A 14,135-nucleotide genomic window follows, 5' to 3' on the forward strand; every position below is an offset into this window, starting at 1 on the left:
CGGGTAGGCTCGACAGCAAGATGACCGAAGAACTCTCACCCGCCGAGCGGTACGCCGCTGCCCGGATCCGCGCCGCCGAAGAGGCCTCCGCGCTGGCCCCCTTCCGGGAGATGTACGAATTCGACCTGGACTCCTACCAGGTCGACGCCTGCAAGGCACTGGAGGCCGGCAAGGGCGTGCTGGTCGCCGCCCCGACCGGCTCGGGCAAGACCATCGTGGGCGAGTTCGCCGTGCACCTGGCCCTGCGTCAGGGCCGCAAGTGCTTCTACACGACGCCCATCAAGGCCCTGTCGAACCAGAAGTACGCCGACCTCGTCAAGCGCTACGGCGCCGCCAAGGTGGGCCTGCTGACCGGCGACAACAGCGTCAACTCCGAGGCGCCCGTGGTCGTGATGACCACCGAGGTGCTCCGCAACATGCTGTACGCGGGCTCGCAGTCGCTGATCGGCCTCGGCTACGTCGTGATGGACGAGGTGCACTACCTCTCCGACCGGTTCCGTGGAGCCGTCTGGGAGGAAGTGATCATCCACCTCCCCGAGTCGGTCACGCTGGTGTCCCTGTCGGCCACGGTGTCCAACGCCGAGGAGTTCGGCGACTGGCTCGACACCGTGCGCGGCGACACCGAGGTGATCGTCTCCGAGGAGCGGCCCGTCCCGCTGTGGCAGCACGTCATGGCCGGCCGCAGGATCTACGACCTCTTCGAGGAGGAGTCCGACCACGGGGGCCGCGGCTCCGCGCGCCGCGAGGTCAACCCCGACCTGCTGCGGATGGCGCGCGAGGAGAACACCCGGACGTACAGTCCGAAGGACCGGCGCCGCGGCAAGATGGTCCGCGAGGCCGACCGCGAGCGCGAGCGGCGCTCGCGCGGCCGGATCTGGACCCCGAGCCGCCCCGAGGTCATCGCCCGGCTCGACGGCGACGGGCTGCTGCCGGCGATCAACTTCATCTTCAGCCGGGCCGGCTGCGAGGCCGCCGTCCAGCAGTGCCTGTTCGCGGGCCTGCGGCTCAACGACGACTCCGCGCGCCTGAGGGTGCGCGAGATCGTCGAGGAGCGGACCGCCTCCATCCCCGCCGAGGACCTGCACGTCCTGGGGTACTACGAGTGGCTGGAAAGCCTGGAGCGGGGCATCGCCGCGCACCACGCCGGCATGCTGCCGACGTTCAAGGAGGTCGTGGAGGAGCTGTTCGTCCGCGGCCTGGTCAAGGCCGTGTTCGCCACCGAGACCCTCGCGCTGGGCATCAACATGCCGGCGCGGACGGTGATCCTGGAGAAGCTCGTCAAGTGGAACGGCGAGCAGCACGCCGACATCACTCCCGGCGAGTACACGCAGCTCACCGGCCGGGCCGGGCGCCGCGGCATCGACGTCGAGGGCCACGCCGTGGTGCTGTGGCAGCGGGGCATGGACCCGGCGGCGCTCGCCGGGCTCGCCGGCACCCGTACGTATCCGCTGCGCTCCAGCTTCAAGCCCTCGTACAACATGGCCGTGAACCTGGTCCAGCAGTTCGGGCGGCACCGCTCGCGCGAGCTGCTGGAGACCTCCTTCGCGCAGTTCCAGGCCGACCGCTCGGTCGTCGGGATCTCCCGGCAGGTGCAGCGCAACGAGGAGGGCCTGGAGGGCTACCGGGAGGGCATGACCTGCCATCTCGGGAACTTCGAGGAGTACGCGCAGCTGCGCCGCGACCTGAAGGACCGCGAGACGGACCTGGCCAAGCAGGGGGCGGCCCAGCGCCGGGCCCAGGCGGCCGGTTCGCTGGAGAAGCTCAAGCCGGGCGACATCATCCACGTGCCGACCGGCAAGTTCGCCGGGCTCGCGCTGGTCCTGGACCCGGGCGTGCCGGCCGGGCGGGTCCACGGGCACCGGGGCCAGGAGTGGGCCGAGGGTCCGCGCCCGCTGGTGCTGACCGCGGAGCGGCAGGTCAAGCGGCTCGCCGCGATCGACTTCCCGGTCCCGGTCGAGGCCATCGAGCGGATGCGGATCCCGAAGACGTTCAACGCGCGCTCGCCGCAGTCCCGCCGGGACCTGGCGTCCCAACTGCGCGCGAAGGCCGGGCACATCACGCCGGAGCGCCGGGGCCGCGGTCGGGCCGCGGCCGCCGACGACCGCGAGATCACCCGGCTGCGCGCCGCGCTGCGGGCGCATCCCTGCCACGGCTGCGACGAGCGGGAGGACCACGCCCGCTGGGCGGAGCGCTACCACCGGCTCAAGCGGGACACCCAGCAGCTCGAGCGGCGCATCGAGGGGCGGACGAACACCATCGCCCGTACCTTCGACCGGATCCACGCGCTGCTCACCGAGCTGGACTACCTGCGCGAGGACGAGGTCACCGTGCACGGCAAGCGGCTCGCCCGGCTGTACGGGGAGCTGGACCTGCTGGCGTCCGAGTGCCTGCGCGCGGGGGTCTGGGAAGGCCTGAGCCCCGCCGAGCTGGCCGCCTGCGTCTCGGCGCTGGTGTTCGAGGCGCGGCAGTCCGACGACGCGGTGGCGCCGAAGGTGCCGGGTGGCGCGGCGAAGGCGGCGCTGGGCGAGATGGTCCGCATCTGGGGCCGGCTCGACGCGCTGGAGGAGGAGCACCGCATCAACCAGGCGGAGGGCGTGGGCCAGCGCGAGCCGGACCTCGGCTTCGCGTGGGCGGCGTACCAGTGGGCCTCCGACAAGAGCCTGGACGAGGTGCTGCGGGAGGCGGAGATGCCGGCCGGTGACTTCGTGCGCTGGTGCAAGCAGGTCATCGACGTGCTCGGGCAGATCGCGGCCGCGGCCCCGGCGTCCTCCGCGCCGCCGTCCTCGCAGGGCGGCAGCACGGTGGCCCGCAACGCCCGCAAGGCCGTCGACGCACTGCTGCGCGGTGTCGTGGCCTACAGCTCGGTCGGCTAGGCCGGTACGGGTCAGTGTTCCGGCGGTGGTCTTCGGTGGTCTTCGCGGAGACCACCGCCGACACGACCTAGGGGCCGGCTTCCCAGGCCGTGAGGTCCTCCCAGGCCCGGAGGGTCAGGCCGCTCTCGAAGCGGCGCGGGGTGCCGCTGACGGGGTCGATGAACGACACGGTGCGGGCGAGGAGTTGCAGCGGGCGGCGGTAGTCGTCCGGGGCCGGGTCCCTGACCTGCGGGTACACCGGGTCGCCGAGGATCGGCAGGCCGAGGCCGTTCATGTGCACCCGCAGCTGGTGGGTGCGGCCGGTGTGCGGGGTCAGTCGGTAGCGGCCCAGTTCCCCTCTGGTGCCCAGGAATTCGACCAGGCTCTCGGCGTTGGGTTCGGCGCCCGGGACCTCGACCGCGGCGATCACCCCGCGGGTCTTGTCGATGTGGCTGCGGACCGTGCGGGGGAGGGCGACCGCCGGGTCGTGGCGGGCTACGGCCTCGTACTGCTTGACGACCCGCCGCTCCTGGAAGAGCAGTTGGTACGCGCCGCGGTCCTCGGGGCGGATGGTGAACATCACCAGTCCGGCGGTCAGCCGGTCCAGCCGGTGCGCCGGGCTGAGGTCGGGCAGGCCGAGCTCGGTGCGCAGCCGGGCCAGGGCGGTCTGTGTGATGTGGCTGCCGCGCGGCGTGGTCGCCAGGAAGTGCGGCTTGTCCACGACCAGCAGGTGCGCGTCGCGGTGGACGACGCGGATCGGGAACGGCACCACCGGTTCCGGCTCCATGTCGCGGTGGAACCACAGGTAGGAGCCCGGCTCGTACGGGTCCTGCGGGTGCAGGACCCGTCCGCCGGGGCCGAACACCCGCCCGGCGCGCAGCAGCCGGCCGATGGACTCGGCGCCGCGGGTGCCGGCGTAGCGCGCGGCGAGGTAGCCGCCGAGGTCGGGCCAGCGCCCGTCGGGGTCGGCAGGCAGCCGCAGCCGGACGGGGTCGATGCCGGCGACCTGCGGCAGGGGTGAGGGGGGTGCCTGGGTTCTGCGTCTCATCGGGTCCAGGCTATGCGCCTATTGCTACTGCTATTGCTACTGCTACTGCTACTGCTTGGTGAAGGTGCCCAGGTGGGTGGCGTCCAGGTACTCGATGCGGACCGTGCCGTCCTTGAAGAACACCCCGGTGCGCCCGACGGCGTTCTCGCCGGAGGTCACGTAGCTGAAGGTGTCCCCGTCGTAGTGGGTGAGCGGGAAGCGCATCGGCTTGGGGCCGAGGGAGAGGGTGAGGCCGCCCTTGCCGCCCGCGTTCGCGGTCACGGTCAGCTTTCCGTAGTACGGGCTCACGTAGGTTCCGGTGTACGCGCTGTCGGCGCGGGCCGGCTTGGCGCCCGCGGGCGGGTGCGCGTAGTCGGTGGCGGAGGGGCCGGGGCCCAGCTGCTGGGCGTAGAGCTCGGCGAAGAGGGGGAGCCAGTCGGTGGTCGGGCCGCCGTGCTCGGCGGTGTCGAAGAAGTCCGCGGCGATGGCGTCGGCCATGCCGACCGGGGCGCCGTTGGTGAGGACGACGATGCCGAGCTTCTCCAGCGGGAGCAGTGTGACGTTGGTGTTGGCGCCGAGTTCGAAGCCGCCGGAGTGGCTCAGGCGCAGCCGCCCCGCGTCGTCGTAGGAGACGTTCCAGCCGAGCCCGTAGAAGCCGGTGTGGTCCAGGGGCGGGGTGGGCGCCTGGGACACGATGTGCGGCAGGCGCGTGGCCGCGAGGGTGCCGGCGGGGATGATCCGCTTCCCGTCGAGGGTGCCGTCGGCGAGCTGGAGGCGCAGCCAGCGGGCCATGTCGGTGGCGGTGGAGCTCACGCCGCCGGCCGGGGCCTGGGCGTCGGGGTCGCGCACGAAGCGGGGCGCCCAGGTGCCGTCGGGGTTCTTGACGTGGGTGGCGGCGTGGTCGGGGGCGTTGATGAAGGACGAGAACTCGGTGCTGGTGTGTGTCATCCCGGCGGGCTTGAAGAGGGTGTCCTGGCTGAGCTTCTCCCAGGTGGTGCCCTTGTGCCGGGCGACGGCCTCGGCGGCGGCGGTGAGGCCGAAGTTGGTGTAGTTGTAACTCGCGCGGAAGGGGGTGAGGGGCTCCAGGCGGAGGTGGTCGAGGATGTACGCCTGGTCGTAGCCGAGGTCTTCGAGGAGGTCCCCGGCGTGGTCGGGCAGGCCGCTGCGGTGGGAGAACAGGTCGGCGGTGGTGACGTGGTCGGTGACCCACGGGTCCTTCAGTGCGAAGCCGGGCAGTTCGGTGCGGGCGTTCCAGTCACCGGGGTCCTTGAGGGCTCCGGCCACCACCGAGGAGGAGATGGGCTTGGAGACGGACGCGACCTGGAAGACGGTGTCGGGGCCGATGGCGCCGGGCGCGTCGGTGCGCCGGACGCCGAAGCCCTTGAGGTAGACGACCTTGTCGTCGTGGACCACGGCGACGGCGGCTCCGGGGACCCCGGTGCTGCGCATGGCGTCGGTGACGAAACCGGGCAGGCGCGCGAGCGCCTTGTCCACTTCCGCGTCGGTGATCTGCGGCTTGGGCGCGGGCGGCGGGCTGGGCGCGGCGCGTGCGTCGGCCACCGCCGTTGCCGTGAGGACAGCGGCGGTGGCGGCTGCGCCGAACATCCGGAGCGTACGCATGAGCACATTGTCACGCCGAACGGGTGACCACGCCGCTCGGAGCGGCGGGCGGGCGGCCCGGCGGGCGGGCGGCCCGGCGGGTCGTGGCCCGGTGGGTCGGTGGCCTGGCGGGTCAAGACCCGCGGGGGGACGGGCTGCCCCGGCCGCGCCGACGGCCGGGTTCCCCCGGGGTGTGCCACGGGGACGGGGCGGGGCCGTGCTCGGGCCGGGCCGGGTCCGCGGTGCGGTTAGGCCGCGGATTCCTGTTCGGCCATGACGCGTGCGTTCCAGTCGCCCTTGATGGCCCGCCAGCCCTCGTCCGTCTCGCCCAGGCGCCAGTAGCCCGAGATGGAGAGGTGCTCCTTGGGGATGCCGCGCTCCAGGCGCAGGTGGCGGCGCAGCTCCTTCACGAAGCCGGCCTCGCCGTGCACGAAGGCGTGGACCTCGCGGGAGGGGAATTCGAAGGCCCGGACCGCCTCGACGAGCGTCTCGCCGACCGGGCGGGTGCCGCGGTGGAGCCAGACCGGGACGACGCCGTCCGGGGTGGCGATCTTCTGCTCGTCGTCCGGGCCGTCGACCTCCACGAAGGCGTGCACCCGGGCGCCGGCCGGCATCCGCTCCATCGCGGCCGCGATCGCCGGCAGGGCGCTCTCGTCGCCCACCAGCAGGTGCCAGCCGGCGGTCGGGTCCGGGGCGTAGGCACCGCCCGGGCCCAGGAAGCGGACGAGCTCACCGGGCTGGACGCCGGCCGCCCAGGGGCCGGCCAGCCCGGCGTCGCCGTGGACGACGAAGTCGAGCGTCAGCTCCAGGTGCACCGGGTCCCACGAGCGGACGGTGTACGCCCGCTGGCGCGGCCACGCCTCCCGCTGGTACTCGGCGCGGATGCGGTCCAGGTCCCAGGGCGAGGGGTAGGTGACGCCCTCGGGCGCGAACAGCAGCTTGATGTAATGGTCGGTGAACTCGCCCGCACTGAACCGGACCAGTCCGGCGCCTCCCAGCACCACCCGCACCATGTGCGGCGTCAACCGCTCGGTGCGCACGACGACTGCGGTGCCGACCTTGCGGGCGCGTCCTTCTGCCACGGCGTAACCCCTTGCTCCCCTGAAACTTAGGATTACCTAAGTTAGCATCTCAGGGGCGGAGCGCGCTCCCCAGGCGCGACACCGCTCCGCCCAGACCCCACCGGCGCGCCAGCGCATCGACGAGTTCGGGCTCCGCGGGGACCATCGGCAGGGCCGGGTCGAACGCCGGAAGCGGGACGTCGGAGGCCACCTGGACCACCTTCGGGGCCACCGCCAGATACGGCCGGGACTCGTCCAGCCGCTTGCGCTGCGTGGGCGTCAGCTTCGACCTCGGGTCGTCGACCGCCGCGATGATCCCGGCCAGGGAGCCGTACGCGTCCAGCAGCTTCGCCGCCGTCTTCTCGCCGATCCCGGGCACCCCCGGCAGGCCGTCGCTCGGGTCCCCGCGCAGCAGCGCCAGGTCCGCGTACCCGCGCCCGTCCACCCCGTACTTCTCGCGCAGCCAGGCCTCGTCCGTCACCTGGAGGGTGCCGACCCCCTTGAGGGGGTACAGCACGCGCCGCTGCCGGGCGTCGTCGACCAGCTGGTACAGGTCACGGTCGCCGGTGACGATGTCCACCGGGCCCGTGGCGCGGGCCGTGAGGGTGCCGATCACGTCGTCGGCCTCGTACCCGGCGACCCCCACGCGGGCGATCCCGAACGCGTCCAGCGCCGCCTCGATGATCGGCACCTGCGGGGCCAGCGTGTCGGGGGTCTCCTCCACGTCCGGACCCGTCTCGGTCTCCTGGGCGACCCGGTGCGCCTTGTAGGAGGGGATCAGCTCCACCCGCCAGTGCGGCCGCCAGTCGGCGTCCATGCACGCCACCAGATCGTCGGGGCGGTGGTCCTGCACCAGCCGGCCGATGAAGTCGAGCAGCCCGCGCACCGCGTTGACCGGAGTGCCGTCCGGGGCCTTCACGGAGTCCGGGACGCCGAAATAGGCGCGGTAGTAGAGGGAAGCGGTGTCCAGCAGCATCAGGCGTCGAGTCGTCGTCACGGAGACGATGATGCCGCAAGCCCCGCGCGTGCCCCCCGGGGCGGACGGTTACGGGCGGGGGCACGGGAAGTGGCCGTCGGAGCGCTCGGAAACGGCACGGGAGTTTCACGCGGGGCGTACCGTGGTGGGCTCTTGCGCGCGAAACCGGGGGCGGTTGCTGCGTAAGGTGCTTACAGCACACCCACGTGTGACGGACGCCGATGTCCGCCGGCAAACCTGACAAGGGGAGGGCAGCCCCGCCATGGACGACAGGGACGGCTCGGACGACAAGGAACGGGACAAGGACGCCAAGGAACCGCTCCGGGTGGGCGTGGCCGTGCGCAAGCGGCGCCGGGCGCTCCACCTCACCCTCGCCGCCGTATCGGCGCGCAGTGGCCTGTCGGTGCCCTTCCTCAGCCAGATAGAGAACGAGCGGGCCCGGCCCAGCATGCGGTCCCTGGAGCGGGTCGCGGACGCGCTGGAGACCACGGCCGTCGAACTGCTGGCCGCCTCCGACACCGCGCGCACCGTCGACCTCGTACGGGCCGGCGACGACTCCGGGCTCACGCCGATGCCGGGCGTGCGGCCCCTCGTACGCGGTCACCACCAGCTGCACGCCCTGGAGTTCACCGGGGACCAGGACGCCGGCCGCGAGTACCAGCACCGCAACGACGAGCTGATGTACGTGGTCTCGGGCGCCTGCCAGGTCGAGGCCGAGGGGCGGGCGTACCGGCTGGAGAGCGGGGACGCGCTGTTCCTGTCCGGCGGCGTGCGCCACCGCTGGCGGGCCGTCTCCGAGGACACCCGGCTGCTGGTCGTCGCCGTCGGGGAACACATCCACGCCACGTCCGAACCGCCCTCGCCCGGGCGCTGAGCCGGATGCGGATCGTCTCGCTCGTGCCCTCGCTGACCGAGGCGGTCGCCGTGAGCGCACCCGGGCTGCTCGTCGGGGTGACCGACTGGTGCAGCCACCCCGCGGACCTCGGGGAGCGGGGCGCGGTGCGGATCGGGGGGACGAAGAACCCCGACGTCGGGCGGATCGCGGCGCTGCGCCCCGACCTGGTCGTCGCCAACGAGGAGGAGAACCGGGTTCCGGACCTGGAGGCGCTGCGCGCGGCCGGGCTGGAGGTGCTGGTCACCGAGGTACGGGAGCTGCCGCAGGCGCTGACGGAGCTGGACCGGGTGCTGGTGGGGGCCCTGGGACTGAAGCGGCCCCGGTGGCTGGACGAGGCCGAGGCCGCCTGGGCGGCCGTGGAGCCCCTGGGCCCCCTGACGGCCTGCGTACCCATCTGGCGGCGGCCCTGGATGGTCCTGGGCCGGGACACCTTCGCCGGGGACCTGCTCGCCAGGCTGGGCGTCCGCAACGCCTACGCGGAGCACGCCGAGCGCTATCCCAGGGTGGCGCTCGGCGAACTGACGGCGAGCGGCTGCGATCTGGTGGTGCTCCCGGACGAGCCCTACGCGTTCGGTGCCGAGGACGGCCCGGAGGCCTTCCCGAACCTCCCGGCCGCCCTGGTGAGCGGACGCCACCTGACCTGGTACGGGCCCTCGCTGGCCGAGGCGCCGGCGGTCCTGGGGGCGGCGATCAGGCGGTCCTGGGCAGCAGCCGGCCGCTGAACAGGCCGCGCAGGGTGTGCGCGGCGGCGAGCAGCCACGCGGTGACCAGGCCGAGGAAGAGGGCGGCGGCAAGCCAGGCGAAGGCGTCCAGGCCGGTGTGGCGGGCCAGGCCGGCGGCGCCGGTGACACACGTCCCGACGGGGAAGGTCAGCGCCCACCACGTCATGGCGAAGCCCATGCCGTTGCGGGCCGCCCGGACCAGCATCGCGGCCGCCAGGGCCAGCCACAGCAGGGCGAAGCCCGTCACGGGCACCCCGTAGACGACCGCGAAGGCGCCGAGGGCGTGGGCGTAGGGGGCTTCGACGGCGCCGGGCGCCACGTCCGCGAGCTGGTTCACGGCGGTGGTGGACTGCCCGAGGGGGCCGAGGACCAGGAACAGGGCCGGGGTCAGGGCCAGGGGCAGGGGGCCGTGCGTGATCAGCCGGCCGAAGACCAGGGGCAGCATCAGCAGCGTCGCCAGGAGGCTGAGGCCGAACATGGCGTAGCAGGCCAGCAGGAGCGCCTCGCGGGGCTGGCCGGCGGGCAGGTGGGGCACCAGCAGGGGGCCCACCGCGGCGGACACCATGGGGGCCACCAGCGGCAGCAGCCACACGGGGGAGGCCTGCGCGGGCTCGACCTTGTGCCGCACGACCATCAGGTAGGGCACGACCACGGCCATGAGCAGGCCGATCGCGGTGCCGACGGTGAACAGCACGGCGTCGACGGCGACCGCGGCGGGCTCTCCGACGAGGTCCTTGCCGACGATGAGGGTGCCGCCGCCGACGGCCAGCAGGGCCATCGCCAGACAGCCGTAGAACGGCGCCACGGCGGGGTCGAGCAGGTGGGCGCGGGCCTGGTCGCGGTGGTGGAGCCAGTGCCCGGCGCGGGCGGTGAGCAGGACCGCGAGGGCGACGGCCGACAGGGCCCACACGGCCTGGCAGGCCGCGCGCTGGCCGGGCACCTGGTACGGGAGGGTCGCGCCGGCGTTGGCGACGATGGCCGTGCCCATGACGGAGGCGTACCAGTTGGGGCCGAGGTGACGCAGCGCGGGGACCTTGTGGGTCCGGGGCGCGGCGGGGATGACGGTGCGGGGTCGCACGAGGGTGGTGGCCATGGGTCCAGCCTGGTGGCGGCGGCGGACCCATGGCAGAGGCCGTCTCTCTATAAGGTCATAAACTGACTTTATGGGTAACGAGGAGTGGGTTCCGCTGGCGCACCGGGTACCGGACCTGGGGGCGCTGGAGCTGCTGCTCGCGGTCGCGCGGATCGGCAGCCTGAGCGGCGCCGCCAAGCGCGTGGGCATCACCCAGCCCGCCGCGAGCAGCCGCATCCGGGCGATGGAGACACGGCTGGGCGTGGCGCTGGTGGACCGCTCGCCGCGCGGATCGACCCTGACGGCGGAAGGGGCGCTCGTCACGGACTGGGCGCGGCGCGTGGTGGAGGCCGCGGAGGCGTTCGACGCCGGGGCGCAGGCGCTGCGCGGGCGGCGCGACTCGCGGCTGCGGGTGGCGGCCAGCATGACCATCGCGGAGTACCTGCTGCCCGGGTGGCTGATCGCCCTGCGCGGGCAGCGGCCGGGGACGGCGGTTTCGCTGCACGCGGGGAACTCGGCGGTGGTCGCCCAGCGGGTGCTGGCCCATGAGGCTGACCTGGGCTTCGTGGAGGGGCTCTCGGTCCCCGAGGGGCTGGACTCGGCGGTGATCGCACAGGACCGGCTGGTGGTGGCCGTGGCGCCGGGCCACGCGTGGGCGCGGCGGTCGCGGGGGGTCGCTGCTGCGGAGCTGGCGGCGGCGCCGCTGATCCTGCGGGAACGGGGGTCGGGGACCCGGCAGGTGCTGGACGCCGCTCTGGCGGCGAGCGGGGGCCTCGCGGCGCCGCTGCTGGAGCTGGCGTCCACGACCGCGGTGAAATCGGCCGCGCTGAGCGGGGCAGGCCCGTGCGTGCTGTCGGAGCTGGCGCTGGGGGAGGAGCTGGCGGCGCGCCGCCTGGTGGAGGTCCCGGTGACGGGGGCGGCCCTGGGGCGGGCCCTGCGGGCGGTGTGGCCCTCGGGAGCCCGCCCGGCCGGCCCGGCCCGCGACCTCCTGTCCCTGACCAGGGTCCGCCCCTGACCGACTCCTGTCCCTGAGCTAGTGGCCCAGGTCGGGGCGGGGCTGGGCGTCCTGGGGCCAGCCGTAGCCCGTGCGCGGAGGCTCCGGGGCGGCTGCGCCCATCGAGGCCAGGTCCCGGTCGGCGGCGCGCGACAGCCGGGCCGCGAGGTCGCGCAGGGCCCGGCCGGCCGCGAGTTCGTCCCCGATGGCGGGGACCTCCACGTCCTCGGGGTTGCAGCGGGCCGAGCCGCGCCCGACCAGCTGCCCCGTGCCGGTGTCCAGCACGGCCCGGGCCCGGGTGGTGCCGCCCTCCTCCGTCAGCGAGACACCCACGTTCCATTCCGCCTTGTGTGTCATGGCGCGCCTCGTCATTCGGCGATCTCGGTGCGCTCCCACCACTCGAACACCGGCAGCCGCCCCTGTGGGCCGTCCTGCTGCCGTCCCGTGGCCCGGAAGTGCTCGTACCCGCCGCGGTGCGGGATCTTCATGTCCTCGCCGGGGGAGGGAGCGTCGACGACCCGATCGGGCAGGTCGGCCGGTCCGCCCTCCAGCACAGCCTTGTTCGTCATGCCTCCAGTCTTCCGACCTGCCGGACGCCTCGCACGTCGGCGGGCCGCGTCAGACGCGCACGGCCGGGATGAGTGACGCCGCCTCGATCAGGGAGGACATGACGCGGGTGTCCTTGTCGCGTTCCGGGTGCCACTGGACGCCGAGGACCCAGTGCGCGGAGCCGGGCAGCTCGATGGCCTCCACGGTGCCGTCGACCGCGTGGGCCGAGGCGATCAGGCCGCGGCCCAGCCGGTCGACGGCCTGGTGGTGGTAGGTCGGGACCTCCGCCTCCTCCGGGACCAGCGCCGCGTACCGCGTGCCCGCGACCGGGCGGACCGGGTGCCAGGACATGACGCCCGGGGCCACCGCATGGCCGTCGATGTGCTGGATCAGCGTGCCGCCCAGGGCGACGTTCAGCGCCTGCATGCCCCGGCAGATGCCCAGCACCGGCTTGCCCGACGCCAAGGCGGCCTCGATCAGGGCGAGTTCCCACTCGTCCCGGACCGTCGCGGGAGGGCCCGTGCGCGGGTGCCGTTCGGCTCCGTAGCGGACGGGATCCACGTCGGGGCCGCCCGCGACGACCAGGCCGTCCAGCCGGCCCAGCACCTCCGCCGCCGATCCGGGTTCGTCCGGCGGGAGCAGCACGGCCGCGCCGCCCGCCGCCTGGACGAGTTCGTGGTACCCGGTGGGCACGAGGGACGCCGGGACGTCCCACACCCCGTAGCGGGTGGATTCCTCCACGTAGGTCGTGATGCCGATGAGCGGCCTGGGCACGGTTGCTACCTCCAAGGGACGACGGGAAGGCGGACCGGTCGGCGTCCGGATCGGGGCGGGCCGGTCCCGGGGCGGCTGCGGATCGGCCGCGGGTCAGTCGCGGGTCAGTCGCGGGTCAGTTCCGCCTCGGCCTCCGCGAGCGCCGCGAACTCCTCTTCCGGCGCGGAGGCCACCAGATGGTGCCGACTGTAGAACGCGAAGTAGGCGAGGGCGACCGCGTACACACCCAGCGCGATGAACGCCGCGTCCTTGTCGACGAGGAAGGTGGCGACCAGGGCCGACAGGGCCAGCGCGAAGGCCACCGAGGAGGTGGCGACGCCGCCCGGCGTGCGGTACGGGCGCTCCAGGTCCGGCTCCCGCTTGCGGAGCACGATGTGGGACAGGGCCATCAGCGCGTACGAGATCGTCGCGCCGAACACGGCGATGTTGAGCATGCGGGGGCCGTTCCCGGTGGCCGCGGCGAGTGCGAAGCCGATCGCGCCGGGAATGAGCAGGCCCAGGTACGGGGCCTTGCGCTTCGAGGTGAGGGAGAGGAAGCGGGGCAGGTAGCCGGCCCGTGAAAGGGCGAACAGCTGGCGCGAGCCCGCGTAGATGAGCGAGAAGAAGGAGGCCACGAGCCCGGCCAGGCCCGCGTAGTTGACGAAGGTCTTCAGCCAGGACAGGCCCGGGTTGCCGTCGAGGGCGACGACCAGCGGGTTGCCGGCGTCCTTGATGGCGTCGGCGCCGCGCGCACCGGTCGAGGCGAGGAAGGTCAGCAGGGCGAGCAGGACGAGGATGCCCATGGAGATCGACAGGGCCCGCGGCATGGACCGCACCGGGTCCTTGGCCTCCTCGGCGGCCAGCGGTACGCCCTCCACGCCGAGGAAGAACCACATGCCGAAGGGGAAGGCGGCCCAGATGCCGAGGACGCCCAGCGGCAGCCAGGAGCTCGATCCGGCGGCGGTGGTGTCCACGGCGATGTCGTCGAGGTGCGAGGGGTCGAACCCGGTGAAGGCGCCCAGCGCGAAGACGATCAGCGCGAGGACCGCGATGGCGGTGACGACGAGGGAGAAGCGCAGGGCCTCGCCGACGCCCCACAGGTGGATGCCGATGAAGATCGCGAAACAGGCGAGGTAGACCGGCCATCCGGAGGTGAGGCCGAAGAGGTTCAGGGATTCGACGTAGTCGCCGATGAAGATGGAGATCGCGGCCGGGGCCAGGATGTACTCGATCAGGATCGCGGTGCCGGTGAGGAAGCCGCCCCAGGTGCCGAGCGCACGGCGGGCGAAGCCGTAGCCGCCGCCCGCCGTCGGCAGGATCGCGGACAGTTCCGCGAGGGAGAAGACGAGGCAGGCGTACATCGCGCCCATGAGGGCGGTGGCGATGGCGAGGCCGCCGAAGCCGCCCTGGGCGAGGCCGACGTTCCAGCCGGAGAAGTCGCCGGAGACGACGTACGCGACGCCCAGACCGGTCAGCAGCAGCCAGCCGGCGCTGCCGCGGCGCAGCGTGCGCCGCTCCAGGTAGCCGTCGCCCTCGGTGGAAGTGGTGGTGTCGGGTACGGCTGCGAGCCGTGCCTCGGTGTCGTCGGCCATGTGCGCTCCTGCCTAGGGCAATGGTTGTGGGGCGTACCTTTGC

At 73.4% G+C, this 14,135-nt stretch carries 13 protein-coding genes; 4 read left to right on the plus strand and 9 right to left on the minus strand.

The annotated features are described in order from the left end of the window. The first annotated feature begins 20 nt into the window (after positions 1–20). Positions 21–2,873, plus strand: a complete 2,853-nt coding sequence (locus ACIPK4_RS24850) for a DEAD/DEAH box helicase (RefSeq protein WP_402316011.1) — start codon at positions 21–23, stop codon at positions 2,871–2,873. Positions 2,874–2,940: 67 nt separating this feature from the next. Here ACIPK4_RS24850 and ACIPK4_RS24855 read toward each other — a convergent pair whose 3' ends face one another. From ACIPK4_RS24855 to ACIPK4_RS24870, 4 genes are all read right to left on the minus strand, one after another. Then, a complete protein-coding gene (locus tag ACIPK4_RS24855; RefSeq protein WP_402316013.1) occupies positions 2,941–3,900 on the minus strand; it encodes a pseudouridine synthase in 960 nt (319 codons plus the stop codon). Positions 3,901–3,948: 48 nt separating this feature from the next. After that, entirely contained in the window at positions 3,949–5,499 is a 1,551-nt protein-coding gene (locus ACIPK4_RS24860) for a serine hydrolase (protein ID WP_402316015.1), read from the minus strand. Between the two features lie 227 nt (positions 5,500–5,726). Continuing rightward, positions 5,727–6,560: a siderophore-interacting protein gene (locus tag ACIPK4_RS24865; protein WP_402316017.1), complete on the minus strand. Its 834-nt coding sequence runs from the start codon at positions 6,558–6,560 to the stop codon at positions 5,727–5,729. Between the two features lie 49 nt (positions 6,561–6,609). After that, positions 6,610–7,515, minus strand: coding sequence for a 5'-3' exonuclease H3TH domain-containing protein (locus tag ACIPK4_RS24870; RefSeq protein ID WP_402316282.1), 906 nt, complete (start codon positions 7,513–7,515; stop codon positions 6,610–6,612). A gap of 262 nt (positions 7,516–7,777) precedes the next feature. Between ACIPK4_RS24870 and ACIPK4_RS24875 the strand changes: the two genes are divergently transcribed. Both ACIPK4_RS24875 and ACIPK4_RS24880 read left to right on the plus strand, forming a co-directional pair. Beyond that, positions 7,778–8,389, plus strand: coding sequence for a helix-turn-helix domain-containing protein (locus ACIPK4_RS24875; protein WP_054226090.1), 612 nt, complete (start codon positions 7,778–7,780; stop codon positions 8,387–8,389). Between the two features lie 5 nt (positions 8,390–8,394). Further along, on the plus strand, positions 8,395–9,132 hold the full coding sequence (locus tag ACIPK4_RS24880; protein WP_402316019.1) for a helical backbone metal receptor: 738 nt from the start codon (positions 8,395–8,397) through the stop codon (positions 9,130–9,132). Here the strand turns inward: ACIPK4_RS24880 and ACIPK4_RS24885 are convergent. Then, positions 9,101–10,225 carry a TDT family transporter gene (locus ACIPK4_RS24885; protein WP_402316021.1) on the minus strand — a complete coding sequence of 375 codons (1,125 nt, stop codon included), beginning with the start codon at positions 10,223–10,225 and terminating at the stop codon, positions 9,101–9,103. The genes ACIPK4_RS24880 and ACIPK4_RS24885 overlap by 32 nt on opposite strands. A 70-nt stretch (positions 10,226–10,295) precedes the next feature. Between ACIPK4_RS24885 and ACIPK4_RS24890 the strand changes: the two genes are divergently transcribed. Then, positions 10,296–11,219 (plus strand): LysR family transcriptional regulator, encoded by a 924-nt coding sequence (locus ACIPK4_RS24890; RefSeq protein ID WP_402316023.1) that lies wholly within the window; start codon positions 10,296–10,298, stop codon positions 11,217–11,219. Between the two features lie 18 nt (positions 11,220–11,237). Here the strand turns inward: ACIPK4_RS24890 and ACIPK4_RS24895 are convergent, their stop codons facing one another. The 4 genes from ACIPK4_RS24895 to eat form a co-directional block, all read right to left on the minus strand. Beyond that, the gene (locus tag ACIPK4_RS24895) at positions 11,238–11,555 is read right to left on the minus strand and encodes a DUF1876 domain-containing protein (protein ID WP_402316025.1); all 318 of its coding nucleotides are present in this window, start codon (positions 11,553–11,555) and stop codon (positions 11,238–11,240) included. Positions 11,556–11,566: 11 nt separating this feature from the next. Beyond that, complete coding sequence (locus tag ACIPK4_RS24900) at positions 11,567–11,767, minus strand: DUF5988 family protein (RefSeq protein ID WP_054226095.1); 201 nt, start codon at positions 11,765–11,767, stop codon at positions 11,567–11,569. Positions 11,768–11,816: 49 nt separating this feature from the next. Continuing rightward, positions 11,817–12,521 (minus strand): gamma-glutamyl-gamma-aminobutyrate hydrolase family protein, encoded by a 705-nt coding sequence (locus ACIPK4_RS24905; protein ID WP_402316027.1) that lies wholly within the window; start codon positions 12,519–12,521, stop codon positions 11,817–11,819. Between the two features lie 104 nt (positions 12,522–12,625). Further along, on the minus strand, positions 12,626–14,092 hold the full coding sequence (gene eat / locus ACIPK4_RS24910; protein ID WP_402316029.1) for an ethanolamine permease: 1,467 nt from the start codon (positions 14,090–14,092) through the stop codon (positions 12,626–12,628). Positions 14,093–14,135: the final 43 nt, after the last annotated feature.

The sequence above is a fragment of the Streptomyces sp. NPDC086989 genome (assembly GCF_044745505.1).
Classification (GTDB): domain Bacteria; phylum Actinomycetota; class Actinomycetes; order Streptomycetales; family Streptomycetaceae; genus Streptomyces.